The organism is Pseudomonas sp. SDO52101_S400 (genome assembly GCF_054071635.1).
This window is the reverse complement of record NZ_JBSVWF010000078.1, coordinates 1-23,976: the sequence shown is the minus strand read 5'-3', so window position 1 is coordinate 23,976 and position 23,976 is coordinate 1. Positions and strand designations below refer to the sequence as shown.

The following is a 23,976-nucleotide window of genomic DNA, read 5'->3' as shown; positions in this document are numbered from 1 at the left end:
ACATCGCCCATGTGGGAGCGGGCTTGCCCGCGATGGCGTCAGTTAAGACGACACCTTTTCTGGATCAGTCTTCCAGCAGCTCTTCAGCCTGACCCAGGATGTTTTCCAGGGTGAAGCCGAACTCTTCGAACAGTGCCGAAGCCGGAGCCGATTCGCCGTAGGTGGTCATGCCGATCACGCGACCTTCCAGACCCACGTACTTGAACCAGAAGTCGGCGTGAGCCGCTTCGATCGCGATACGTGCGCCAACCTGCAACGGCAGGACCGATTGCTTGTAGCTGGCATCCTGAGCGTCGAACGCGCTGGTGCACGGCATGGAAACCACGCGCACCTTGCGGCCCTGTTCGGTCAGTTTGTCGTAGGCCTGAACGGCCAGGCCGACTTCCGAACCGGTGGCGATCAGGATCAGCTCAGGCTCGCCTGCGCAGTCCTTCAGCACGTAGCCACCACGGCTGATGTCGGCGATCTGGCCGGCATCACGGGTTTGGTGCTGCAGGTTCTGACGCGAGAAGATCAGAGCGGACGGGCCGTCCTTGCGCTCCAGAGCGTTCTTCCAGGCCACGGCCGATTCAACGGCATCGGCTGGACGCCAGGTGTCGAGGTTCGGCGTGCTGCGCAGGCTGGTCAGTTGCTCGATCGGCTGGTGCGTCGGGCCGTCTTCGCCCAGACCGATGGAGTCGTGGGTGTAGACATGGATCACACGCTGCTTCATCAGTGCGGACATGCGCACTGCGTTGCGGGCGTATTCCATGAACATCAGGAAGGTCGCGCCGTAAGGCACCAGACCGCCGTGCAAGGCAACGCCGTTCATGATTGCGGTCATGCCGAATTCGCGCACACCGTAGTACATGTAGTTGCCGCTGGCGTCTTCGGCGCTGACGCCTTTGCAGCCTTTCCACAGGGTCAGGTTGGAACCGGCCAGGTCAGCCGAACCGCCCAGCACTTCCGGCAGCAGCGGGCCGAACGCGTTCAGGGCGTTCTGGCTGGCTTTGCGGCTGGCGATGGTTTCGCCCTTGGCCGCAACTTCGGCGATGTAGGCATCGGCCTTCTCGGAGAAGTCAGCTGGCAGTTCGCCGTTCAGGCGACGGATCAGTTCGTTGGCTTCGGTCGGGAACGCGGCGGAGTAGGCAGCGAAACGCTGGTCCCACTCGGACTCGACCGCGCGACCCTTTTCCTTGGCATCCCATTCGGCGTAGATGTCGGCCGGGATTTCGAACGGGCCGTAGTTCCAGTTCAGCGCCTTGCGAGTCAGGGCGATTTCCGCGTCACCCAGCGGGGCGCCGTGGCAGTCTTCTTTGCCTTGCTTGTTCGGCGAACCGAAACCGATGGTGGTCTTGCAGCAGATCAGGGTCGGCAGCGGGCTCTTGCGAGCGGTCTCGATGGCAGTCTTGATCTCTTCCGGATCGTGACCGTCGACGTTGCGGATCACCTGCCAGTTGTAGGCTTCGAAACGCTTCGGCGTGTCATCGGTGAACCAGCCTTCGACTTCGCCGTCGATGGAGATGCCGTTGTCATCGTAGAAGGCGATCAGTTTGCCCAGACCCAGCGTACCGGCCAGGGAAGCGACTTCGTGGGAAATGCCTTCCATCATGCAGCCATCACCCAGGAACACATAGGTGTGGTGGTCGACGATGTTGTGGCCAGGACGGTTGAACTGCGCACCCAGTACCTTTTCTGCCAGAGCAAAGCCCACGGCGTTGGCCAGACCCTGACCCAGCGGGCCAGTGGTGGTTTCAACGCCCGGGGTGTAACCGAATTCCGGGTGGCCCGGGGTACGGCTGTGCAGTTGACGGAACTGCTTCAGGTCGTCGATAGACAGGTCGTAACCGGTCAGGTGCAGCAGCGAGTAGATCAACATCGAACCGTGGCCGTTGGACAGCACGAAGCGGTCACGGTCAGCGAACGATGGATTGCTCGGGTTGTGCTTGAGGTAGTCGCGCCAAAGCACTTCGGCGATATCTGCCATACCCATAGGGGCACCGGGATGGCCGCTGTTGGCTTTTTGCACGGCATCCATGCTGAGGGCACGAATGGCGTTGGCACGCTCACGACGGCTAGGCATCGCTGATCTCCTGGGTGTGAATAGATTGAAACGGAAAAAAGGAGGGCATTTTCCCTCACCCAAGCGCCTCGGGGCAATGACAGATAGTCATCCGGAGGCGTTTTTCCCATGGATAACATCGGTTTCGGCTGGTGAAACCTTTCCGCTGTTCGTTTGTAGAGTTAACCGGTCAGTGAGAAGTGCAATAAAAAGTGCCACCCATCGAGCAATATCAAAACTTTTTGATATTGACCTTGCGGTGTTTTCCGCCCGTCTCTAGACTGCTGGCCCTATGAACTTACGTGTGCCTTCCATTCGCCATGACGATTGCGACGAGCTGGCGGCCCTGTGCAAGGCCGGCGGCGATCCGCTGCGGCTGAATGTATTGCGCGCCCTGGCCAACGATTCGTTCGGCGTTCTGGAACTGGCGCAGATTTTCGGTATCGGTCAGTCCGGCATGAGCCACCACCTCAAAGTGTTGGCTCAGGCGGATCTGGTGGCGACCCGCCGCGAAGGCAACGCGATTTTCTATCGCCGCGCCCTGCCACACACCGAGCTGCTGGGTGGCAAGCTGCACGCTGCATTGTTAGAAGAAGTCGACAATCTGGCGCTGCCAGCCGACGTGGAAGCACGGATCGCACAGGTTCACGGGCAACGCGCGGCCAACAGCCAGGACTTTTTCGCCCGGGTCGCGGAGAAATTCCGCGCCCAGCAGGATTTGATTGCCGGCCTGCCGCAGTACCGTGAAAGCGTGCTGGCCCTGCTCGACAAACTGAACTTCGATGGCGCTGCCACGGCCATTGAAGTCGGCCCCGGCGATGGTGCTTTCCTGCCGGAACTGGCGCGTCGCTTCAGCACCGTAACCGCACTGGACAACAGCGCGGCGATGCTCGAACTGGCACGTCAGGTGTGTGAACGTGAAAAGCTGACTAACGTCAGCCTGCAATTGGCCGATGCATTGGGTGGCGTGAGCCTTCAAGCCGATTGCGTAGTGTTGAACATGGTGTTACACCATTTCGCCGCGCCGGCCGAAGCGCTCAAGCACATGGCCGGCTTGCTGCAACCGGGCGGTAGCCTGCTCGTGACAGAGTTATGTAGCCACAACCAGAGTTGGGCCAGGGAGGCCTGCGGTGATCTGTGGTTGGGGTTTGAACAGGACGATCTGGCCCGTTGGGCCACCGCTGCGGGACTCGTTCCCGGGGACAGCCTCTATGTAGGCTTACGTAATGGTTTCCAGATTCAGGTCCGCCATTTTCAGCGACCGGCTGGCGACACTCACCATCGGTAAATTCAGGAAAACATCGAGATGAGCGAATACTCCCTCTTCACCTCCGAGTCCGTGTCCGAAGGGCATCCGGACAAAATCGCCGACCAGATTTCCGATGCGGTGCTGGACGCCATCATCGCCCAGGACAAGCACGCACGCGTTGCGGTGGAAACCCTGGTCAAGACTGGCGTGGCTATCGTTGCCGGTGAAGTGACCACCAGTGCCTGGGTCGATCTGGAAGAGATCGTGCGTAACGTGATTCTCGACATCGGCTACAACAGCTCCGACGTCGGCTTCGACGGCGCGACCTGCGGCGTGATGAACATCATCGGCAAGCAATCCCCTGACATCAACCAGGGTGTTGACCGTGCCAAGCCTGAAGATCAGGGCGCCGGCGACCAGGGCCTGATGTTCGGCTACGCCAGCAACGAAACCGACGTGCTGATGCCGGCACCGATCACCTTCTCGCACCAGTTGGTTCAGCGTCAGGCCGAAGCCCGTAAATCGGGCCTGCTGCCTTGGCTGCGCCCGGACGCCAAGTCGCAAGTGACCTGCCGTTACGAAGGCGGCAAGGTTGTGGGTATCGACGCTGTTGTTCTGTCGACCCAGCACAACCCTGAAGTGTCGTACAAAGACCTGCGCGAAGGCGTGATGGAGCTGATCGTCAAGCACGTGCTGCCTGCCGAACTGCTGAGCAAGGACACCCAGTTCCACATCAACCCGACCGGCCAGTTCATCATTGGCGGCCCGGTAGGTGACTGCGGTCTGACCGGTCGCAAGATCATCGTCGACAGCTACGGCGGCATGGCCCGCCACGGTGGTGGCGCATTCTCCGGCAAGGATCCATCGAAGGTTGACCGTTCGGCAGCCTACGCTGGCCGTTATGTTGCCAAGAACATCGTTGCCGCCGGCCTGGCCGAGCGTTGCGAGATTCAGGTTTCCTACGCGATCGGTGTAGCCCAGCCTACTTCGATCTCGCTGAACACCTTCGGCACCGGCAAGATCAGCGATGACAAGATCATCAAACTGGTCCGCGAAGTGTTCGACCTGCGTCCATACGCAATCACCACCATGCTCGACCTGCTGCACCCGATGTACCAGGAAACCGCAGCCTACGGCCACTTCGGCCGTGCTCCGCAGACCAAGACCGTTGGCGAAGACACCTTCACCACGTTCACCTGGGAAAAAACCGACCGCGCCGACGCTCTGCGTTCCGCTGCCGGCCTGTAATTTCCCTGGCGGTACAAGAAGCCCCGCACGGTTCGCCGTGCGGGGCTTTTTCATGGCTGCGAAACAACCGGCAAAACAGCCGCCCGACCCGCTTGAAAATCCCGGCTAGCCTTCAGGTATCTCTCTGAGCAAGGACGCTCACGATGCTTGCCACACTGCGCCTGTTTTTCTTCTTCCTGCCGGCTTCCCTCCACCTCAGCGCTTTCGCTGACGACTGCCCTGCCTGGCCAGCCGAGCGGGCACAAACCGAAATCGCCGCCCTGCAACAGCAGATCGATCAGTGGGACGACGCCTATCACCGCGAAGGCCGATCACTGATCGCCGACGAACTCTACGATCAATCCCGCACCCGACTCGGCGAATGGCGCCAGTGCTTCAAACTTCCGTCACCGCCCAAGCCGTTGCGGACAGCGTCAGGGCCGGTCGCCCATCCGATCGCCCATACCGGCCTCGACAAACTTCACGACGCAGCCGACATCGAAGCCTGGCTGCGTGACCGCAAGGATGTGTGGGTACAACCCAAAGTCGATGGCGTGGCTGTCACGCTGATCTATCGCGCCGGGCGCCTGCTGCAGGCGATCAGTCGCGGCGACGGGGTTCGCGGGCAGGACTGGACCGCTTCGGCCCAGAAGATCAAAGCCATTCCCCGACAGCTGACACAACCGCTGGACCTCTCGGTGCAGGGCGAGCTCTATTGGCGACTGAACGACCATATCCAGGCCCGCGCCGGCAGCGCCAACGCCCGGGCGACAGTCGCCGGCCTGATGGGACGCAAGGACTTGAGTGCCGAACAGGCAGCAGGCATAGATTTTTTTGTCTGGGACTGGCCACTGGGTCCGAGCAGCCTGACAGAGCGAATCACGGGACTGGCAACACTGGGCTTCGCAACGACAGAACCTTACAGCCACCCTGTCAGCGATCTTGCCGATGCGCAAAAGTGGCGTGATCACTGGTATCGCTCACCTCTTCCCTTCGCCAGCGACGGCATCGTCTTGCGCCAAAGTCAGCGCCCTGCGGCCGAACGCTGGCAGGCGCGCTCGCCTTTCTGGGCCGTGGCCTGGAAATACCCGTTTGCCCAGGCGCTGGCCGATGTACGCAAGGTCAATTTCAAGGTCGGCCGAACCGGGCGCATTACCCCCGTGCTGGATCTGGCGCCGGTCATGCTCGATGACCGCCAGATCAGACGCGTCAGCGTCAGCTCACTCAAACGCTGGCAGGAACTGGACATTCGACCCGGCGATCAAGTGGCGATCAGCCTGGCCGGCTTGACGATTCCGCGACTCGACAGCGTTGTGCTGCGCAGCACGGAGCGCGCCGAGCTGGACGTTCCACTCGCCAGCGACTTTCACGCGCTAAGCTGCTGGCAGCCAACGCCCGGATGCGAGAGTCAGTTCCTTGCGCGCCTGACCTGGCTTGGCGGCAAGCAAGGGCTGGCGCTGCCGCATGTCGGTCGCGGTACATGGGAGAAACTTCTGGAAACAGGCCGCCTGAACAGCCTGCTGGATTGGTTGGCCCTCGACGAGCCAGAGCTTGCTAAGATTGCCGGCTTCGGCGAGCGCAGCAGCGCCCGCCTGTTCCACAGTTTTCACAGCGCTCGCCAGCGGCCGTTCACTCAATGGCTCAAAGCCCTGGGGCTGCCGCCGACGGGCCAGGCTTCACTGGTTGATTCATGGCAAGCGCTGGCACAACGCAATACCGAACAATGGCAGGCAGAACCCGGAATCGGCCCCGGACGCGCGGCGCAATTGAGCGCTTTTTTCCGCGACCCGCAGGTGCTGGCCCTGAGTGAAACCTTACGTGCCGCCGGAATCGACGGTTTCTGAACATGCATCCCGGCAAGCCGGGAACCCAACGGTCGCCGAAGCGCTCCAACAGCGCAGTGCTTTCCCGACCCGATTGCCTTTGCACATGGAGCTTTTATGAAATTTCTCGCACCGCTTGCCATGCTGACTCTTTGCGGCGCAATGGCTGCACCCGCGATGGCTGGCGAAGACGCCCCGGGGCTGACCGGTTGTGCTGCCAAGAAACAAGGCATCATCAATCAGATCGAACAGGCCAAATCCCGCGGCAACGCCGACCAGCAAGCCGGGCTCGAAACCGCCCTGCGCGAAGTCACCGAACACTGCACCGACGCCGGCCTGAAAAAGGAACGTGAAAACAAGGTACTCGACGCCAAGCACGAAGTGAGCAAGCGCCAGGCCGATCTCGACAAGGCGATGAAGAAAGGCGATCCGGAGAAGATCGACAAGCGCAAGAACAAGCTCGCCGAGTCGCGCAAGGAATTGCAGGACGCACTGGACGAACTGGACAAGTAACCGCCAATGCGGTGAATTTGATGCCCTCTTCGCGAGCAAGCCCGCTCCCACAATTGACCGTACTCACCTGAACAACCCGGTCTGATGTGGGAGCGGGCTTGCTCGCGAAGGCGTCAACTCAAACAACAGAAATCAATGGTCGCGAAACTCTTTATGGCAGGCACTGCAGGCATCTTCAACCTTCTGCACCGCCGGCCCCAGGTTGCTGGCCTTGTAAGGCTGAACCTTGCTGGCGATCACCAGCTCACCGGTGGCGGCCTCAAGAGTGCGGGCCATTTCCTGGAAACGTGCCTGTCGCTGCCAGACATCGTCCTTGGCGCTGGTGTGATCCTCTTCGCGCACCTGCGGAAAATGTTTCCACGGCTCATGGGACAGCGCATCGAGCTTGACTGCGCCTTCCGAGAACTTCGGCCCGTCGAAGGCTATCCGCCCGCGCAGCATCCCGCCCAGGTCTTCGCCGGTTTTGAGCATCTGCTTGAAGATCGCCTTGCGCTGACCCAGCGGGGAATTCGGATCGACACCGCCGCAGGCGGACAAGGTCAGACAGGCCAGCAATACAACAGAAAGTCTTTTAAGAGTCATGGTGGCTTCAGGTCACGGAATTCGGCGGCCAGTATCCTCGCGTCACCGCCAAACACCAATAGCCCTATTAATAATACGGGTTGCTGGCGCGCATGGAGCACGCCTGCAACCGACACAGGAAATTCTCCATGAACAGCCGTTTCAAGGCCTGGCGTCACCCACTTTTCGCAACTCTGCCGCTGCTGGCGATCCTCGCCGGCTGCACCGGGGGCGACAGTGCCAAGCCGAAAACCCACGCACTGGCCACTTACTCCAGCGCCACCTGGGAAGCACTGCCCGCGGTTTCCGACAACGATCTGGTGGCCGGTTTCGGTTCGTGGCGCAGCGCCTGCACCCGGCTCAAGGCTGACCCGATCTGGGGCGCCACCTGCGCGGCGGCGGCCAATGTGCCGCAAAACGCCGGCGACATTCGCAGCTTCCTCAAGCAGCACCTTGACGTCTTCGGCCTGCGTGCAGAGAACGACAACCCCAACGGTCTGATCACCGGCTACTACGAACCGGTCTACCCCGGCAGCTTGACGCAAACCGCCACCGCCAACGTTCCGGTGTACGGCGTGCCCGACGACATGATCATCGTCTCGCTGGACAGCATTTACCCCGAGCTGAAAGGCAAACGCCTGCGCGGACGACTTGAAGGCCGTGTGCTCAAGCCTTACGACGACGCCGCGACCATCGAGACCAAAGGCGTCAAGGCACCGGTGGTGGCGTGGCTGACCGATCCGATGAACCTGCAATTCCTGCAGATTCAGGGTTCGGGACGGATTCAGACCGATGATGGCCGGCAGCTGCGCATCGCCTACGCCGACCAGAACGGTCATCCGTATCGACCCATCGGCCGCTGGTTGGTGGAACAGGGCGAACTGAAGAAAGAAGACGTGACCATGGGCGCAATCAGCAACTGGGCCAAGGCCAACCCGTCGCGCATTCCGGAATTGCTCGGCAGCAACCCGAGCTATGTGTTCTTCACCCGCAACCCGGACAGCAACGAAGGTCCGCGCGGCTCGTTGAATGTACCGCTGACCGCCGGCTACAGCGCGGCGGTGGATCGCAAGGTGATTCCGTTGGGCAGCCTGTTGTGGCTGTCGACCACGCGCCCCGACGGCACGGCACTGGTACGCCCTGTCGCAGCACAGGACACCGGCGGCGCGATTGCCGGCGAGGTTCGCGCAGATTTGTTCTGGGGCACTGGCGATGCCGCCGGGCAACTGGCCGGGGACATGAAGCAGCAAGGGCAAATCTGGATGCTCTGGCCCAAAGGCGCGGCGCTGCCGCAAGTGCCCCAAGTCGCCGACACGGTGAAGGACAAACCTTAAGCGCCTCGGCGCTTGAGCTATCGCCTTCGCGGGCAAGTCGAATCGTCGCACCGCCGCTCCCACAGGTATCAATAGCGAGCACAAATCCTGTTTGCACCAGAGAACCCTGTGGGAGCGGGCTTGCCCGCGAAGAGGCCAGTAGCAGCGCTCAAGAATCAGACAGACACAAAGAAGAACGAAGCGATCAGCCCCATCCCGACAAACCACACCAGCGATCGCAGAATCGCCCAGTCCGCCAGATAGCAAATGATGTAAAGCAGGCGACTGGTGATAAACAGCACCGCCAGCACATTGACCGTTACCAGCTGCGCCGTACCCACCAGGTGCGCGACGATCACCGCCGCCGCAAAGGCCGGCGTCACTTCAAAACTGTTCAGTTGCGCCGCATGGGCCCGTCGGGCCACACCGTTCAGGCTTTCGAGAAAATCCCGGGGATCGTGATTGTCGCTCAGTCGATAACCACCGACAGCCTTGGCCACGCCTGTGCACACGTAGGGCAGAAAAATCGCAATCAAAACGCACCACAGAGCCACCGTCATAACGCCGTCCTTCTTCAGTTTTTAGAGTGTTGGCGGGTCAGAACTTCATCACCAGCATGCCGATCAGCACCAGCCCACAAGCTAAGAGCCGTGGTCGGCCGAAAGGTTCTTTCAGGTAGCGCATGCCGAACAGCACCACCAGAATCACGCTGATTTCGCGTAATGCGGCGGCCTCGGCAATCGACCCCAGTTGCATCGCCCACAGCACCAGAGCGTAGCTGAACAACACGCAGAACCCGACCGCCAGTCCCAGCTTCCATTGTTCGCGCCAGAACAGCATGAACGCCGGCCGCTTGGCCACCCACGCCAGCAACGGGAACGGCCAGGCGCTGAGCAGCGTGACCCAGACCAGGTAATCCAGCGGATGCGACCAGCGCCGCAAGGCCTGGCCATCGATGTAGGTGTAGCAGCCGATGCACAGCCCGATCAGCGCCACCACCGGCAACATCGACCATGGCAAGTGTTTCCCGCCGCCGCCCTGCCAGAGCAGGCAAGCCATGCCCAGCGGGATCAACATGATTCCGAAGATCTGCTGGGTGGTCAGCACCTCGCCGGCGAAGATCAGAGTCAGCGCCAGCACCACCAGCGGCGACAGTCCACGCATCAGCGGATAGACCAGGCCCAGGTCACCGACCCGATAGGCCTGGATCAACAGATAGCGATAGAGCAGCTCGAACGCCGCCGAGGCCAGAATCCACGGCCAGATCTCCTGCGGTGGCAGGCTGATGAAAGGAAACGCCAGTGCGCCGAACAACAGCGCCACGGTGTCCATGCACGCCACCACCAGCAGCCGTTCGGCGCTGAACTTGATCAGGGTATTCCACGCTGCATGCAACAGCGCCGCCACCAGTACCAGACCTGTCGCCAGCACGTGTCACTCCTTCATTCTTGTTTTTGAACCTGAGCCATTTGATCAGGTCTTTGATTCGCGATGTGTCAGCCGCTGCTTATACGTCAAGCGCCCCCGTCGCAACCGGTTGCGCACAGACAAATTCCAAAAACGCTGCTCGGGACACACAATTGTGCCCCCATCCGACGTCTGCCCATCCAACCCTTGCGCCCATGAACAGGTGCGCTGTCTTTTCACCCCCATCCAAAGGACCCCGGATGCTTGAACTTGTCGCCGCTTTCATCTGCCTCACCACCCTCCTCACTTTCGTGAATTTCCGCTTCATCGGTTTGCCCCCGACCATCGGCGTGATGGTAACCGCACTGATGTTTTCCCTGTTGCTGCAGGGCCTGAGCCTGCTGGGTTATCCCGGCCTCGAAGAGCGCGTACAGCAGCTGATCGGCCAGATCGACTTCGGTGATCTGCTGATGAACTGGATGCTGTCGTTCCTGCTGTTCGCCGGCGCCTTGCACGTCAACCTGAATGATCTGCGCAGCTATCGCTGGCCCATCGGCCTGCTGGCGACCTTTGGCGTATTGATCGCCACCGCAGTGATCGGCAGCCTCGCCTACTACATCTTCGCCCTCTTCGGCTGGCACGTGAGTTTCCTCTACTGCCTGTTGTTCGGCGCGCTGATTTCCCCGACCGATCCGATCGCAGTACTCGGCGTGCTGCGTACCGCCAATGCCTCGAAACCGTTGAAAACCACCATCGTCGGCGAGTCGCTGTTCAACGACGGCACCGCCGTGGTGGTGTTCACCGTGTTGCTGGGCATTGCGCAACTGGGCGAAACCCCGACCGTCGGCGCTACGGCCATGCTGTTCGTCCACGAAGCGGTGGGTGGCGTGCTGTTCGGCGGGCTGATCGGTTATCTGGTGTACCTGATGATCAAGAGCATCGAGCAGCACCAGATCGAAGTCATGCTGACCCTGGCACTGGTGATCGGCGGTTCGGCAATGGCCACCGAGCTGCACGTGTCGGCGCCAATTGCGATGGTGGTCGCCGGTCTGATCATCGGTAACCTGGGGCGCAACCTGGCGATGAACGACATGACGCGCAAATACCTGGACGGTTTCTGGGAGTTGCTCGACGACATGCTCAACGCCCTGCTGTTCGCGCTGATCGGCATGGAGCTGTTGCTGCTGCCGTTCAACTGGCTGCACGTGGCGGCGGCAAGCCTGCTGGCGCTGGCGATTCTGTTGTCGCGCCTGCTCACCGTGGCCCCGGCCATTGTCCTGTTACGTCGCTGGCGCACGGTGCCGCGCGGCACCATCCGGATCCTGACCTGGGGTGGTTTGCGCGGTGGAGTTTCGGTGGCCTTGGCCCTGGCCCTGCCGCTGGGCCCGGAGCGCGATCTGCTGCTGAGCATCACCTACATCGTGGTGCTGTCATCGATCCTGTTGCAGGGTCTGACCATCGGCAAACTGGTCAAACACGCGACTCGCGACGAGCCGGCCAGCGCGGCCGAGCCTGCGCACCACTGATCATTTCTTGATCCGCTGCGGGTCGGGCTTTTCCGTCTGATCCGCAGACTCCTTCGGTTTTCCGCTTTCGCTGCGGATCTGCGCATGACTGATCAGGGCGAAGATGAAACTGCCGCCGATGATGTTCCCTGCCAAGGTCGGCCCGGCAAACACCGCCCAGAAATCACTCCACGGTAACTCCCCCGCAAACACCAGATACGACACTTCCGCCGAACCGACCACGATGTGCGTGAAATCGCCCAGCGCCATGAGGTAGGTGATGAGGATGATGATCCACATCTTCGCGCTCTCCATGGAGGGAATCATCCAGACCATGGTGGCAATCATCCAGCCGGAAACGATGCCTTTGGCGAACATCTGGCTCGCATGGTTTTCCATGACCTTGCGGCCGATTTCGAGGAAGGCGGCGTCGGTCTTGCTATCAAAGATCGGCAGCTCGAGCATCACGTAGGCCACCAGAATCGTGCCGCACAGGTTGCCGAACAGCACCACCGTCCAGAGTCGGATCAAGCGGCCGAAATTGCCGAGCGTCGGTTTGGTCATGACCGGCAGGACGGCGGTCAGGGTATTTTCGGTGAACAGTTGCTGGCGGGCGAGGATCACCGCGAGAAAACCGGCGCAGTAGCCGAAGCTGGCGATCACCTTGAACTCGTCGCCCTCGGGTAGACGGGAGTTGAGCAAGCCCATGCCCATCAGCGACAGTCCCATGGTCAACCCGGCCGCCAGCGCCGACCACCACAGCGCGGCGATGCTGCGCTCCAGTTCCTGATCGCCCTGTTTGCGGATGATTTCATGCAGGACCGCCGCCCGGGGCGGCTGGCTTTTCTCGACTTCGTGCTGTTCCTTGGCCGAGAGGTCGGGGGTCTTGCCGTCTGTTGGTGTGGTCATGGCTTGGCAACCGAGGGGGGCTTTTAGCTACGACCCCTGCGGTTCATGGCTGTTCAGTAGCCAGAAAAATCTTCGGTGACTGTACAACCGCATTCGCGAGCAAGCCCGCTCCCACAGTTGACCGAGTTGCGGGGGAGCACGTGGTGCTGATGTGGGAGCGGGCTTGCTCGCGAAGGGCGCACCGCCGATATCACTTGGTAACGAGTTCGTCTTCCTTGAACTGGTCTTTGACGTATTTGATTTCGGTCCGTCCGTGCGGCGCCGGCAGACCGTCTTCGCCGAGATTGACGAAAACCATCTTCTCGACCGTGAGGATGCTCTTGCGGGTGATCTTGTTGCGCACCTCGCAGGTCAGGGTGATCGAGGTGCGGCCGAACTCGGTAGCGGTAATACCCAACTCGATAATGTCGCCCTGGCGCGAGGCGCTGACGAAGTTGATCTCGGAAATGTACTTGGTCACCACGCGCTGGTTGCCCAGCTGAACAATGGCGTAGATCGCGGCCTCTTCGTCGATCCAGCGCAGCAGGCTGCCGCCGAACAGAGTGCCGTTGGGGTTGAGGTCTTCGGGTTTTACCCATTTGCGGGTGTGGAAATTCATGTTCACTCCTGAGCGTTTGCCGAAAGATGGCGCCATCTTGGCAGACCGAACGGTCAGGCTCCATGAGGCTTCGACTATGGTCGCCATTAGCGATCTTCATTTGGCCGACAGAAACCCTTTGGAAGATCAGTCTAGACGGCTATAATCGCCCCCGTTTCAAAACGGTAACGTTCACTTGCTACCGTTTTCCCGCCACCTGTCCGAGGGGCGCTGCAGCAGGTTCAACCTGTCAGGCTCGGATGGGGCGTTGACTGGCTCAGGCCGGACACTAAACGCACAACGGCGCCCATTCGCATACATTACGAATGGAGGCTCTCATGAGCGCTGTTATCACGCCTGCAGATTTTAACGATTACAAAGTTGCCGACATGTCCCTGGCTGCCTGGGGCCGTCGCGAAACCATCATCGCCGAGTCGGAAATGCCGGCCCTGATGGGTCTGCGCCGCAAGTACGCTTCCGAGCAGCCTTTGAAAGGCGCAAAAATCCTCGGCTGCATCCACATGACCATTCAGACCGCCGTGCTGATCGAAACCCTGGTTGCCCTGGGTGCCGAAGTTCGCTGGTCGTCCTGCAACATCTTCTCGACTCAGGATCAGGCCGCTGCTTCCATCGCCGCTGCCGGCATCCCGGTTTTCGCCTGGAAAGGCGAGACTGAAGAAGAGTACGAGTGGTGCCTGGAGCAGACCATCCTGAAAGATGGCCAGCCATGGGACGCCAACATGATCCTCGACGACGGCGGCGACCTGACCCAGCTGCTGCACGACAAGTACCCACAGGTTCTGGATCGCGTTCACGGCGTGACCGAAGAAACCACCACCGGCGTACACCGTCTGCTGGACATGCTGGCCAAGGGCGAACTGCGCATCCCGGCCATCAACGTCAACGACTCGGTGACCAAGTCCAAGAACGACAACAAGTACGGCTGCCGTCACAGCCTGAACGACGCCATCAAGCGCGGCACCGACCACCTGCTGTCCGGCAAGCAAGCGCTGGTCATCGGCTACGGTGACGTGGGCAAGGGCTCGGCCCAGTCCCTGCGTCAGGAAGGCATGATCGTTAAAGTGTCCGAAGTCGACCCGATCTGCGCCATGCAAGCCTGCATGGACGGTTTCGAACTGGTTTCGCCGTTCATCGACGGTATCAACGACGGTACCGAAGCAAGCATCGACAAAGCGCTGCTGGGCAAGATCGACCTGATCGTGACCACCACCGGTAACGTCAACGTTTGCGACGCAAACATGCTCAAGGCCCTGAAGAAGCGCGCCGTTGTCTGCAACATCGGTCACTTCGACAACGAAATCGACACCGCTTTCATGCGCAAGAACTGGGCATGGGAAGAAGTGAAGCCACAGGTACACAAGATCCACCGTACCGGCCCGGGCGCTTTCGACGCTCAGAACGACGACTACCTGATCCTGCTGGCCGAAGGCCGTCTGGTGAACCTGGGCAACGCCACCGGTCACCCAAGCCGCATCATGGACGGTTCGTTCGCCAACCAGGTTCTGGCCCAGATCTTCCTGTTCGGCCAGAAGTACGCCGACCTGTCGCCAGCCCAGAAAGCCGAGCGCCTGACCGTTGAAGTACTGCCGAAGAAACTCGACGAAGAAGTGGCCCTGGAAATGGTTCGCGGTTTCGGTGGCGTGGTCACTCAACTGACCAAGCAACAGGCTGACTACATCGGCGTGACCGTCGAAGGCCCGTTCAAGCCGCACGCTTACCGCTACTAAGAGCAGCTGCGAGCTTCAAGCTTCAAGCGGCAAGCAAGGCCACAAGCCGAGCTTGCCGCGCGAAGCCCGAAAGCTCTGCCCCTATTTGTCAAAACAGTGTCAGGCCGCAAGCTTCAGGCACAAGAGACCAGCGCACCTCCGCTGCTCTTGCAGCTTGAAGCTTGCAGCTTGTAGCTGGAGGTCCCCTCCATGTCCCAAGACCGTCGCTACAGCTTCGAGTTCTTCCCGACCAAGACCGATGCTGGGCATGAAAAACTGCTCGCCACTGCCCGTCAGCTGGCCACCTACAACCCTGACTTCTTTTCCTGCACCTACGGCGCGGGCGGTTCGACCCGTGACCGCACGCTGAACACCGTGTTGCAGCTGGAAAGCGAAGTCAAAGTACCCGCTGCCCCGCACCTGTCGTGCGTCGGCGACAGCAAGGACGACCTGCGCGGCCTGCTGAACGAGTACAAGGCTGCCGGCATCAAGCGCATCGTCGCCCTGCGTGGCGACCTGCCGTCCGGCATGGGCATGACCAGCGGCGAGCTGCGTCACGCCAATGAACTGGTTGAATTCATTCGTGAAGAGACCGGCAATCATTTCCACATCGAAGTCGCCGCTTACCCGGAGATGCATCCGCAAGCGCGCAACTACGAGGACGATCTGGCCAATTTCGTGCGCAAGGCCCGTGCCGGCGCCGACAGCGCGATCACCCAGTACTTCTTCAACGCCGACAGCTACTTCTACTTTGTCGACCGTTTGCAGGCGCTGGGCGTGGACATCCCGGTCGTGCCGGGGATCATGCCGATCACCAACTACAGCAAGCTCGCACGCTTCTCCGATGCCTGCGGTGCGGAAATCCCGCGCTGGATCCGCAAGCAGCTGGAAGCCTACGGCGATGACAGCCAAAGCATTCAGCGCTTCGGCGAACAGGTCGTCACTGAAATGTGCGAACGTCTGCTGCAAGGCGGCGCGCCTGGCCTGCACTTCTATTCCATGAACCAGGCAGAACCGAGCCTGGCGATCTGGAACAACCTGAAGTTGCCGCGCTGAGATCGCTGTACGCCGCAAGCTGAACGCTTCATGCCAGAACAAAAGATCGCAACTTTCGACAGCTTTTACAGCGCTGTCGCAACTGCGATCTTTTGCTTTTAAGGCCCGAAACAGAGCTTCTGCTGCCAGTTTCTGGCTCTTTGGCGTTTCTCGTCGTAATCTCAAGTCATGCCTTTGATCACGCAGTTATTCGCCGTGCTGGTTTTTGCTTGCCTGAGCTTTGCGGCTCGAGGCGAGAAGCTGCGTATCGTCACCGAACCGTGGGCGCCGTACGTTTACGAAGAGAATGGCAAGAACCTGGGGCTGGACTACGAAACCACCGCCATTGTGTTCAAACGCCTGGGCATCGAAGTGGAATGGCAGTTCCTGCCGTGGAAGCGTTGTCTGTCGATGCTCGAAACCGGCCAGGCCGATGGCGCACTGGATATCTTTCACAGCGACGAACGCGACGCCACCCTGCTCTACCCGATCGAGCCGTTGTCGGACGTCGAATTCGTGATGTTCTATGCCAACGAGCGACCGCACCCTTTTCGCCGCCTTGAAGATCTCAAGGGCCTCACCATCGGCACCTCGCCGGGCTATCTGTACAGCCCGGACTTCAGCGAGTCGACCCTGTTCACCCGGGAACCGGCGCCGACCCACGAGGCCAACTTTGGCAAACTGGTGCGCGGGCGGATCGACCTGCTGATCACCGATCGCCGCGTGGGTCAGCATTTGCTCGATGAACTGAATATCCGCAACCAGATCACCGAAAACCCTACCGTCATCAGCCGTCAGAGCCAGTTTCTGGCCGTGCGGCGCAACGCAGGGATGGATTTGCTGGTACAGCGCTTCGGCGCCGAGCTCAAGCGTTTCAAGCGTGAACCGGCCTATGCCGAGCTCAGCGCCCGCTACGGCGCAGCACCTGCGCTGTCTGCACCACTGGGCAGCGCCACCGCCAGTGGTAAAACCGTTGAGCAGCAGGAAAGCGGCGCGCAGTGATTGCTCTGTTATACTCCGGCGTTCCCGCCAGGCTCACGCCCGGACGCCCGGAACCGTAACAGGCCTCCCGACCCGCTACAGCGCAGCTTTTCAGCCCGCGCGAGCGCTCCGGACGTGCCTTCGGAACCGCAGCAGGACCGGACGGGATTGCGTCCTCTTAAACGCCATTCGCGCCAGGCAAGACTCCCATTGGGCCAAGCCCTAACTAAAACAGGATTACTCATGTCCTTTGCTTCCCTCGGTCTCTCCGAGGCTTTGGTCCGCGCTATCGAAGACGCGGGCTATACCGAGCCTACTCCGGTGCAACAGCGGGCCATTCCCGCCGTGTTGCAAGGTCGCGACCTGATGGTTGCGGCACAGACAGGTACCGGTAAAACCGGCGGTTTCGCCCTTCCGATCCTGGAGCGGCTGTTCCCCAACGGTCACCCGGACAAATCCCAGCGTCACGGCCCGCGCCAACCGCGCGTCCTGGTGTTGACCCCGACCCGCGAACTCGCGGCCCAGGTACACGACAGCTTCAAGATCTACGCCCGTGACCTGAAATTCGTCAGCGCCTGCATCTTCGGCGGCGTCGGCATGAATCCACAGGTTCAGGCCATGTCCCGCGGCGTGGACGTACTGGTTGCCTGCCCGGGTCGTCTGCTCGACCTGTGCGGCCAGGGCAGCGTCGATCTGTCCCACGTTGAAATCCTCGTGCTCGACGAAGCCGACCGCATGCTCGACATGGGCTTCGTCCATGACGTGAAGAAAGTCCTCGCGCGTCTGCCGGCCAAACGCCAGAACCTGCTGTTCTCGGCGACCTTCTCCAAAGACATCACCGACCTCGCCGGCAAGCTGCTGCACAACCCGGAACGCATCGAAGTAACGCCGCCGAACACCACGGTCGAGCGCATCGAACAACGCGTCTTCCGTCTGCCGGCCAGCCACAAGCGTGCGCTGCTGGCCCACTTGATCACTGCTGGCGCCTGGGAACAGGTGCTGGTGTTCACCCGTACCAAGCACGGCGCCAACCGTCTGGCCGAGTATCTGGACAAACACGGCCTGCCGGCTGTGGCGATCCACGGCAACAAGAGCCAGAACGCCCGCACCAAAGCCCTGGCCGACTTCAAGGCCGGTGAAGTGCGCATCCTGGTAGCCACCGATATCGCTGCTCGTGGTCTGGACATCGACCAGTTGCCGCACGTGGTCAACTTCGAACTGCCGAACGTCGATGAAGACTACGTGCACCGTATCGGCCGTACCGGCCGTGCCGGTCGTTCGGGCGAGGCGATCTCTCTGGTCGCGCCGGACGAAGAAAAACTGCTGAAAAGCATCGAACGCATGACCAAGCAGAAAATCGCCGACGGCGACCTGATGGGCTTCGATGCCAGCACCATCGAGGCCGAAAAGCCCGAAGTGCGCGAACGTCCGGACATGCGCAACCCGCGCAACGGTCGTGGCCCGCGCGGCGACGGCCCGAATGGCGGCGGTGGCGGCGGTCGCAAAGACAAAGGCAAAGACAAGGGCAAGGAAAAACCTGCCGGCGAACGCGGTGAGCGTGGCGAGCGTCCAGCCCGTCAACAGAAGCCGCGTGAAGGCACCCCGGCCCGCGAACAGCGTCAGCCGAGCCAGCCGCCACGCGCTGCTGCGGATCGTGCACCGGACGAGTTCCTCGACGACGATATCGATAACTTCGGTAACCGCGTTGACTACGTGCCGAAGCAGGCTCCGGCCGGCGGCCGTGGTCGTCGTCCTGGCGCCCCGGCGCAAGGCGCAGGTTCGGGCGCCCCACGCGGTGGTCAGCCGCAAGGTCGCCAGAATGGTCCGCGCAACAGCAACGGTTCGAGCACCGGCACCCCGCCGGGCAAACGCAACGGCCCACGCAACGGTGCGCCACGTGACGGCCAGGGTCGTCGCGACGAAAACCCGCGCAACCGCCGCCCGGCCCGTGACGATCAGCAACGTGCGGAACCTGCCGTACAGAACCCGCGTAGCAGCGGCCCGAAGATCATGCACAAGGAATCGAAAGCCGACCGCTTCCCGACGCCTGAGCAGCTCGATCAACTGCCAAGCCGCCCACGCGGTGAGAAACCGGCCTTGCTGACGCGCAATCGCTGAGTTTCGACAAGGCAATAAAAAACGCCCCCGGTCGCAAGACCGGGGGCGTTTTTGTATGTCAGGCGAAAATTACTTCGCTTTGACACCTTCGAACGAGATGTACAGGTCGACTTTGTCAGACTGCGGGCCCAGGTCCATCATCTTGCCGAAATCAGAACGCTTGATGCTGGTGGTGCCTTCGAAGCCGGCACGGTAGCCGCCCCATGGATCCTTGCCTTCACCCAGGAAAGTGGCCTTGACCACGATTGGCTTGGTCACGCCGTGCAGGGTCAGGTCGCCGGTCACGTCGGCAGTGTCTTTGCCATCGGCGTTCTTGCCGGTGGACTTGACGCTGGTGGAGACGAACTTGGCGTCAGCGAATTTGCCCACGTCCAGGAAGTCTTTGCTGGCGATGTGCTTGTCACGCTCGGCGTGGTTGGTGAACACGCTGGCGGTCTTCACGTCGAACTCGATCTTGCTGTCTTCAGGCTTGGCAGCATCGAAGCTGAACTTGCCGCTGATGTCCTTGAAGGTACCGGTGATATAGCTGTAGCCCAGGTGGCTGATCTTGAAGTCGACGAAGGCGTGCTGACCTTCTTTGTCGACGGTGTAGTCAGCGGCCATTACGTTGGCGGACAGCACGGCAGAACCGATTGCCAGAGCGGCCAGAGTCTTTTTCAACATGCTTTCTTTTCCTTTGAGTCGAGGTTGAGCTTCAGGCTTTGCGACCGAGCATTCGAGTGAGGGTCGCATCACGATCGATAAAGTGGTGCTTCAATGCTGCCAACGCATGGAGGCCGGAAAAAATTACCAGCGCCCACGCCAGGTACAAATGAATCACCCCGGCGGTATCTGCCTGATCCGGTAGTCCGGAAACCAGTGCAGGAACTTCAAACAGGCCAAACACCGGAATCCCGACACCGTCTGCGGTGGAAATCAGGTAACCGGCAATCATCACCGCGAACAGCGCAAGGTACAGAAACCCGTGGCCGAACTTGGCGCCGATGCGGGTCATGCGGCTGTAGCTCTGGAGCGTTGGCGGCGGTGGGCTGACAAAGCGCCACAACACCCGCAACACCATCACAGCCAACAGCACCAGACCGATGCTCTTGTGCAGATCCGGCGCGTCTTTGCGCCAGGTGCTGTAGTAATCCAGCCCCACCATCCACAGACCGAGCGCGAACAGCCCGAAGACCGCCAGCGCCACACCCCAGTGCATGAAGATGCTGACCCAACCGTAGCGCGAAGAAGAGTTACGTAGCTGCATTGCCCAAATCCTGTGAGAACTGCGAACCAAGACTAGCGAGTTATCTATCGAATTAAAGCGGAAAATTTCGCTTTGAAATATCGAGAAATACGATCAAGAGTCTTGAACAGAGGAGTTAAGGAAAGATTAAAGGTGAAAAGTGTGACGGGAGATTAGCTGGCGAGCGAGCAAACACAGGATGCTCGCTGTTTCACAGGCAATAAAAAAGCGCGGCCTGAAAGCCGCGCTTTTTCATTCACCGCAAAGCCTTACTGCGCTTTGGTATCGGTCGCTGCCGCCGGGGCCGCTGCCGGTTTGGCCGCTGGCTTCTTGGCTGGCTCAGCCTTTTTCGCTGCCGGTTTGGCCGGGGCTTTTTTCGCCTCGGTCTTGGCCACAGGTTTCTTCGCTGCTGGCTTGGTTGCCGCTTTCTTCGCCGGCTCGGCTTTCACCGGGGCCGCTGGCTTCGGTGCTTCCACCGGTGCTGGCGCAGGAGCCGGGGTCGGCGCAGGTGCTGGAGCGGCTGGAGCAGGTGCCGGCTCTGGCGCTTTTACTGGCTCCGGTTTCTTCTCGTCATCCGAACCACCGAACAGGTTGGTGAAGAAGTTGCCTTTCTTCGCCGCCGTAGCCGCACCCGCTGCGCCTGCCGCCGCTGCTGCGGTGGCCGCCGCCGGGCCGACTTTGATCGGTTCGAAGGATTTGCCTGCCGCCAGGTCTTCAACCTGACTGGCTGCACGCTGACCGGTGCGCAGCGCGCCTTCCAGGGTGCCCGGATACAGAGTGTCGGTGTGCTCGCCAGCAAACGCTACGCGCTGCAGAGGACGTTCCCACAGGCGCCAGTACTTGCTGATCTGGCCAGGACCGAAGGCCAGGTACGAACCACCGGTCGACGGATCGGTGCTGTAGCGGCGGATTTCATAACCGGTGAACGCGCCACGGGCCTGTGGATAAAACGCGTGCAGACGGATCAGCACCTGATCGACCATCTGCTTGTCGCCGAAGGCCTGCATCACCCGGGCATTGTCGCCGGACAGGTTGATCACCACGTTGGCGCCGCCCTTCAGGGCCGGCTCGATCCACAACATGCCCAGACCGGTGTTGCTGTAGATCTCGCCGGACATCCGCGCCTTGCTTTCCCACACTGGCGTCTTGAACTTCAACATGATCTGGTCGCGCCAGCCGTAGTTGGTGCCTTTGATCGCGGCCAGGTGCTGGGCATCCAGCGCCGGGGTCAGCTGAATCTTGTCGAGGGCGCGCAATGGCACCGCCAATACGACGTAGTCTGCCTGATAGCCCACGCTGCCGACCTTGACGGTCACGCCGTCCTTGTCCTGGACGATCGCGGAAACCGGCGAACTGGTCTTGATGGTTTTCAGTTGCTTGACGAAGGCCTGGGCCAGCACCGGGCTGCCACCGACCAGACGCGAAGCGCGCAGGTCACGGTCGGACACGCCGCGATAAACACGGCTCTGCTGTGCGTAGTACAGCAGCGACAGACGCGAAGGTTCGTCGTAATGGGTGCGGATATCCTGGTTGATCAGCTGACGCGCAGTGGCAGGCAGGTTCTGCTTGTCGAGCCAGCTCGACACGTTGATCTGGTCCAGCGCGTGCAGGGTGTTGGTCGCCGCCGGGTTCTGCGGATCGTCGATCGAGCGCGCCAGATCGTCACGGGTTTTCTCGAAGGTTTTCAACGCCTGCGCGGTAGCCGGTTGCTTGGTGGCCAGATCGGCGGCAGAGAAATACTCGCCATCGATCAGGTAACCCGGGGTACGCACAAATTCAGGGGCTGGCGTGGTGCTCAGCTTGAAAGTCGAGACGTACTTGTTCAGCACCGGCTGCGCCTTGTCGTTGCCGATCCACTCGCTGGTAGCCATGCCCGAGCGACCGCCCAGGCTCGGCTTGGCTTCCAGCAGCGTGACCTGCCAGCCCTTGTTCTGCAGTTCGTAAGCCGCGGTCAGGCCCGACAGGCCGCCGCCGATCACGATCGCGGTTTTATCCTTGGCCAGCGCCGTAACGCTAAACAGCCCCAACACCACAAGCGCACAGGCGCGCAGCCAACCGACAGACATTCAGCGAACTCCGGAAAACACGTAGGAAAATGCAGTTTTGCGGGCCAGACGACCCAAAGAACCGCGAAGAATACGTCAGCCATCAAAACGCCGCCAGCGACGTCTATCGGCCCATACAAAGTAGCTCAATCGACGCAATGGGTTGTCCCGGCGCGACGCATTGCATAGGCTTGCGCGATTGTTTGCCCGCGCCTGACGCGAGCCGCCTCGAGGAGACTGAACATGGGCCTGAACAACCAGTGGATGCAACGCGATCTCGCGGTGTTGTGGCATCCCTGCACCCAGATGAAAGACCACGAACAGCTGCCGCTGATCCCGATCAAGCGCGGTGAAGGCGTCTGGCTGGAAGACTTTGAAGGCAAACGCTATCTGGATGCGGTCAGCTCCTGGTGGGTCAACGTATTCGGCCACGCCAACCCGCGTATCAACCAACGCATCAAGGATCAGGTCGATCAGCTGGAACACGTGATTCTGGCCGGTTTCAGCCATCAGCCGGTGATCGAGCTGTCCGAGCGTCTGGTGAAGATGACACCGGAAGGCCTGAACCGGGTGTTCTACGCCGATAACGGTTCGTCCTGCATCGAAGTTGCGCTGAAAATGAGCTTTCACTACTGGCTCAATCGCGGCCAGCCGAACAAGAAGCGTTTTGTCACCCTGACCAACAGCTACCACGGCGAAACCATGGCGGCGATGGCGGTCGGCGACGTGCCGCTGTTCACCGAAACCTACAAAGCGCTGCTGATGGACACCATCAAGGTGCCGAGCCCGGATTGCTACCTGCGTCCGCAGGGCATGAGCTGGGAAGAACACTCGCGCAACATGTTCGCGGCTATGGAACAGACACTCGCGGAAAATCACGACAGTGTCGCTGCCGTGATCGTCGAGCCGCTGATCCAGGGCGCCGGCGGCATGCGCATGTATCACCCGGTGTACCTCAAACTGCTGCGCGAAGCTTGCGACCGTTACGGCGTGCACCTGATCCACGACGAAATCGCGGTCGGCTTCGGCCGCACCGGGACGATGTTCGCCTGCGAACAGGCCGGCATCCGCCCGGACTTCCTGTGCCTGTCGAAAGCCCTGACCGGCGGTTATCTGCCGTTGGCGGCGTGCCTGACCACCGACGAGGTGTACAGCGCGTTCTACGACGATTACCCGACCCTGCGCGCTTTCCTGCATTCGCACAGCTACACCGGCAACCCGCTGGCCTGTGCGGCGGCGCTGGCGACCCTGGATATCTTCGAACAGGACAACGTGATCGAGAACAACCGGGCGCTGGCTCAACGCATGGCTTCGGCCACGGCGCATCTGGCTGATCATCCGAATGTCTCGGAAGTGCGCCAGACCGGCATGGTCCTGGCCATCGAGATGGTCAAGGACAAAGCCACGAAAGAGGCCTACCCGTGGCAGGAGCGTCGCGGTCTGAAGGTGTTCCAGCATGCGCTGGAGCGTGGTGCGCTGCTGCGTCCGCTGGGCAGCGTGGTGTATTTCCTGCCGCCGTACGTGATCACTCCGGAGCAGATCGACTTCCTCGCCGAAGTCGCCAGCGAAGGCATCGACATCGCCACCCGTGACAGCGTCAGTGTGGCCGTGCCGAAAGATTTCCACCCGGGTTTCCGCGATCCGGGCTGATTCAAATTATTCAAGACCTGTGGTGCCTGGACTGCCGCTTTCGCGAGCAAGCCCGCTCCCACATTTGGAA

20 protein-coding genes and 1 riboswitch are annotated in these 23,976 nt (G+C 60.9%); of the genes, 11 read left to right on the top strand and 9 right to left on the bottom strand.

What is annotated here, in order from left to right; all coding sequences use genetic code 11:
• Nucleotides 1-64 precede the first annotated feature (64 nt).
• Complete coding sequence (tkt, locus tag ACW9HX_RS26655) at nucleotides 65-2,062, bottom strand: transketolase (protein WP_457382883.1); 1,998 nt, start codon at nucleotides 2,060-2,062, stop codon at nucleotides 65-67.
• Nucleotides 2,063-2,333: 271 nt separating this feature from the next.
• On the opposite strand from tkt, the gene ACW9HX_RS26650 reads away from it, so the two are divergent.
• From ACW9HX_RS26650 to ACW9HX_RS26635, 4 genes are all read left to right on the top strand, one after another.
• Nucleotides 2,334-3,329 carry an ArsR/SmtB family transcription factor gene (locus ACW9HX_RS26650; protein ID WP_457382882.1) on the top strand — a complete coding sequence of 332 codons (996 nt, stop codon included), beginning with the start codon at nucleotides 2,334-2,336 and terminating at the stop codon, nucleotides 3,327-3,329.
• Nucleotides 3,330-3,347: 18 nt separating this feature from the next.
• Nucleotides 3,348-4,538, top strand: coding sequence for a methionine adenosyltransferase (gene metK / locus ACW9HX_RS26645; RefSeq protein ID WP_166221433.1), 1,191 nt, complete (start codon nucleotides 3,348-3,350; stop codon nucleotides 4,536-4,538).
• A gap of 143 nt (nucleotides 4,539-4,681) precedes the next feature.
• Nucleotides 4,682-6,361 carry an NAD-dependent DNA ligase LigB gene (gene ligB / locus ACW9HX_RS26640; RefSeq protein WP_457382881.1) on the top strand — a complete coding sequence of 560 codons (1,680 nt, stop codon included), beginning with the start codon at nucleotides 4,682-4,684 and terminating at the stop codon, nucleotides 6,359-6,361.
• A 96-nt stretch (nucleotides 6,362-6,457) separates the two neighbouring features.
• Nucleotides 6,458-6,853 carry a DUF1090 domain-containing protein gene (locus ACW9HX_RS26635; protein WP_457382880.1) on the top strand — a complete coding sequence of 132 codons (396 nt, stop codon included), beginning with the start codon at nucleotides 6,458-6,460 and terminating at the stop codon, nucleotides 6,851-6,853.
• Between the two features lie 132 nt (nucleotides 6,854-6,985).
• On the opposite strand, the gene ACW9HX_RS26630 is transcribed toward ACW9HX_RS26635, so the two are convergent.
• Entirely contained in the window at nucleotides 6,986-7,435 is a 450-nt protein-coding gene (locus tag ACW9HX_RS26630; RefSeq protein WP_457382879.1) for a c-type cytochrome, read from the bottom strand.
• A 128-nt stretch (nucleotides 7,436-7,563) separates the two neighbouring features.
• Here ACW9HX_RS26630 and mltA point away from each other — a divergent pair, with 128 nt between their 5' ends.
• Nucleotides 7,564-8,748 carry a murein transglycosylase A gene (gene mltA / locus ACW9HX_RS26625; RefSeq protein ID WP_457382878.1) on the top strand — a complete coding sequence of 395 codons (1,185 nt, stop codon included), beginning with the start codon at nucleotides 7,564-7,566 and terminating at the stop codon, nucleotides 8,746-8,748.
• A gap of 155 nt (nucleotides 8,749-8,903) precedes the next feature.
• Here the strand turns inward: mltA and ACW9HX_RS26620 are convergent, their stop codons facing one another.
• Together ACW9HX_RS26620 and ACW9HX_RS26615 are read right to left on the bottom strand one after the other, a co-directional pair.
• Complete coding sequence (locus ACW9HX_RS26620) at nucleotides 8,904-9,287, bottom strand: MAPEG family protein (RefSeq protein WP_457382877.1); 384 nt, start codon at nucleotides 9,285-9,287, stop codon at nucleotides 8,904-8,906.
• A 37-nt stretch (nucleotides 9,288-9,324) separates the two neighbouring features.
• Entirely contained in the window at nucleotides 9,325-10,158 is an 834-nt protein-coding gene (locus ACW9HX_RS26615; protein ID WP_457382876.1) for an EamA family transporter, read from the bottom strand.
• Between the two features lie 236 nt (nucleotides 10,159-10,394).
• Between ACW9HX_RS26615 and ACW9HX_RS26610 the strand changes: the two genes are divergently transcribed.
• Nucleotides 10,395-11,660: a cation:proton antiporter gene (locus tag ACW9HX_RS26610; protein WP_457382875.1), complete on the top strand. Its 1,266-nt coding sequence runs from the start codon at nucleotides 10,395-10,397 to the stop codon at nucleotides 11,658-11,660.
• Here the strand turns inward: ACW9HX_RS26610 and ACW9HX_RS26605 are convergent, their stop codons facing one another.
• Together ACW9HX_RS26605 and ACW9HX_RS26600 are read right to left on the bottom strand one after the other, a co-directional pair.
• Nucleotides 11,661-12,548 carry a formate/nitrite transporter family protein gene (locus ACW9HX_RS26605; protein WP_457382874.1) on the bottom strand — a complete coding sequence of 296 codons (888 nt, stop codon included), beginning with the start codon at nucleotides 12,546-12,548 and terminating at the stop codon, nucleotides 11,661-11,663.
• Nucleotides 12,549-12,738: 190 nt separating this feature from the next.
• On the bottom strand, nucleotides 12,739-13,146 hold the full coding sequence (locus ACW9HX_RS26600; RefSeq protein ID WP_003229043.1) for an acyl-CoA thioesterase: 408 nt from the start codon (nucleotides 13,144-13,146) through the stop codon (nucleotides 12,739-12,741).
• 196 nt (nucleotides 13,147-13,342) lie between these two features.
• Nucleotides 13,343-13,441: riboswitch (S-adenosyl-L-homocysteine riboswitch) on the top strand.
• 22 nt (nucleotides 13,442-13,463) lie between these two features.
• On the opposite strand from ACW9HX_RS26600, the gene ahcY reads away from it, so the two are divergent.
• The 4 genes from ahcY to ACW9HX_RS26580 all read left to right on the top strand — a co-directional run bounded on the left by ahcY (nucleotide 13,464) and on the right by ACW9HX_RS26580 (nucleotide 18,986).
• The gene (gene ahcY / locus ACW9HX_RS26595; RefSeq protein ID WP_127800358.1) at nucleotides 13,464-14,873 is read left to right on the top strand and encodes an adenosylhomocysteinase; all 1,410 of its coding nucleotides are present in this window, start codon (nucleotides 13,464-13,466) and stop codon (nucleotides 14,871-14,873) included.
• Nucleotides 14,874-15,062: 189 nt separating this feature from the next.
• Nucleotides 15,063-15,908: a methylenetetrahydrofolate reductase [NAD(P)H] gene (gene metF, locus ACW9HX_RS26590; RefSeq protein ID WP_115079485.1), complete on the top strand. Its 846-nt coding sequence runs from the start codon at nucleotides 15,063-15,065 to the stop codon at nucleotides 15,906-15,908.
• Nucleotides 15,909-16,076: 168 nt separating this feature from the next.
• A complete protein-coding gene (locus tag ACW9HX_RS26585) occupies nucleotides 16,077-16,889 on the top strand; it encodes a substrate-binding periplasmic protein (protein WP_457382873.1) in 813 nt (270 codons plus the stop codon).
• Nucleotides 16,890-17,111: 222 nt separating this feature from the next.
• Nucleotides 17,112-18,986 (top strand): DEAD/DEAH box helicase, encoded by a 1,875-nt coding sequence (locus tag ACW9HX_RS26580; RefSeq protein ID WP_457382872.1) that lies wholly within the window; start codon nucleotides 17,112-17,114, stop codon nucleotides 18,984-18,986.
• Nucleotides 18,987-19,055: 69 nt separating this feature from the next.
• On the opposite strand, the gene ACW9HX_RS26575 is transcribed toward ACW9HX_RS26580, so the two are convergent.
• The 3 genes from ACW9HX_RS26575 to ACW9HX_RS26565 all read right to left on the bottom strand — a co-directional run bounded on the left by ACW9HX_RS26575 (nucleotide 19,056) and on the right by ACW9HX_RS26565 (nucleotide 22,277).
• Nucleotides 19,056-19,649, bottom strand: coding sequence for a YceI family protein (locus ACW9HX_RS26575; protein WP_085731599.1), 594 nt, complete (start codon nucleotides 19,647-19,649; stop codon nucleotides 19,056-19,058).
• A gap of 31 nt (nucleotides 19,650-19,680) precedes the next feature.
• The gene (locus ACW9HX_RS26570) at nucleotides 19,681-20,232 is read right to left on the bottom strand and encodes a cytochrome b (protein ID WP_011336344.1); all 552 of its coding nucleotides are present in this window, start codon (nucleotides 20,230-20,232) and stop codon (nucleotides 19,681-19,683) included.
• Between the two features lie 248 nt (nucleotides 20,233-20,480).
• Nucleotides 20,481-22,277, bottom strand: coding sequence for a flavin monoamine oxidase family protein (locus ACW9HX_RS26565; protein ID WP_457382871.1), 1,797 nt, complete (start codon nucleotides 22,275-22,277; stop codon nucleotides 20,481-20,483).
• Between the two features lie 222 nt (nucleotides 22,278-22,499).
• On the opposite strand from ACW9HX_RS26565, the gene ACW9HX_RS26560 reads away from it, so the two are divergent.
• Nucleotides 22,500-23,906, top strand: a complete 1,407-nt coding sequence (locus tag ACW9HX_RS26560) for an adenosylmethionine--8-amino-7-oxononanoate transaminase (RefSeq protein ID WP_457382870.1) — start codon at nucleotides 22,500-22,502, stop codon at nucleotides 23,904-23,906.
• Nucleotides 23,907-23,976: the final 70 nt, after the last annotated feature.

Excerpts from the sequence above, each read along its gene's own strand:
- ACW9HX_RS26600 (WP_003229043.1), bottom strand. The coding sequence starts at position 13,146 with ATGAATTTCCACACCCGCAAATGGGTAAAACCCGAAGACCTCAACCCC.
- metF (WP_115079485.1), top strand. The coding sequence starts at position 15,063 with ATGTCCCAAGACCGTCGCTACAGCTTCGAGTTCTTCCCGACCAAGACC.
- ACW9HX_RS26605 (WP_457382874.1), bottom strand. The coding sequence starts at position 12,548 with ATGACCACACCAACAGACGGCAAGACCCCCGACCTCTCGGCCAAGGAA.
- ACW9HX_RS26575 (WP_085731599.1), bottom strand. The coding sequence starts at position 19,649 with ATGTTGAAAAAGACTCTGGCCGCTCTGGCAATCGGTTCTGCCGTGCTG.
- ligB (WP_457382881.1), top strand. The coding sequence starts at position 4,682 with ATGCTTGCCACACTGCGCCTGTTTTTCTTCTTCCTGCCGGCTTCCCTC.
- ACW9HX_RS26585 (WP_457382873.1), top strand. The coding sequence starts at position 16,077 with ATGCCTTTGATCACGCAGTTATTCGCCGTGCTGGTTTTTGCTTGCCTG.
- ACW9HX_RS26560 (WP_457382870.1), top strand. The coding sequence starts at position 22,500 with ATGGGCCTGAACAACCAGTGGATGCAACGCGATCTCGCGGTGTTGTGG.
- metK (WP_166221433.1), top strand. The coding sequence starts at position 3,348 with ATGAGCGAATACTCCCTCTTCACCTCCGAGTCCGTGTCCGAAGGGCAT.
- ACW9HX_RS26650 (WP_457382882.1), top strand. The coding sequence starts at position 2,334 with ATGAACTTACGTGTGCCTTCCATTCGCCATGACGATTGCGACGAGCTG.
- ACW9HX_RS26580 (WP_457382872.1), top strand. The coding sequence starts at position 17,112 with ATGTCCTTTGCTTCCCTCGGTCTCTCCGAGGCTTTGGTCCGCGCTATC.
- ACW9HX_RS26630 (WP_457382879.1), bottom strand. The coding sequence starts at position 7,435 with ATGACTCTTAAAAGACTTTCTGTTGTATTGCTGGCCTGTCTGACCTTG.
- mltA (WP_457382878.1), top strand. The coding sequence starts at position 7,564 with ATGAACAGCCGTTTCAAGGCCTGGCGTCACCCACTTTTCGCAACTCTG.
- ACW9HX_RS26620 (WP_457382877.1), bottom strand. The coding sequence starts at position 9,287 with ATGACGGTGGCTCTGTGGTGCGTTTTGATTGCGATTTTTCTGCCCTAC.
- ACW9HX_RS26635 (WP_457382880.1), top strand. The coding sequence starts at position 6,458 with ATGAAATTTCTCGCACCGCTTGCCATGCTGACTCTTTGCGGCGCAATG.
- ACW9HX_RS26610 (WP_457382875.1), top strand. The coding sequence starts at position 10,395 with ATGCTTGAACTTGTCGCCGCTTTCATCTGCCTCACCACCCTCCTCACT.
- tkt (WP_457382883.1), bottom strand. The coding sequence starts at position 2,062 with ATGCCTAGCCGTCGTGAGCGTGCCAACGCCATTCGTGCCCTCAGCATG.
- ahcY (WP_127800358.1), top strand. The coding sequence starts at position 13,464 with ATGAGCGCTGTTATCACGCCTGCAGATTTTAACGATTACAAAGTTGCC.
- ACW9HX_RS26570 (WP_011336344.1), bottom strand. The coding sequence starts at position 20,232 with ATGCAGCTACGTAACTCTTCTTCGCGCTACGGTTGGGTCAGCATCTTC.
- ACW9HX_RS26565 (WP_457382871.1), bottom strand. The coding sequence starts at position 22,277 with ATGTCTGTCGGTTGGCTGCGCGCCTGTGCGCTTGTGGTGTTGGGGCTG.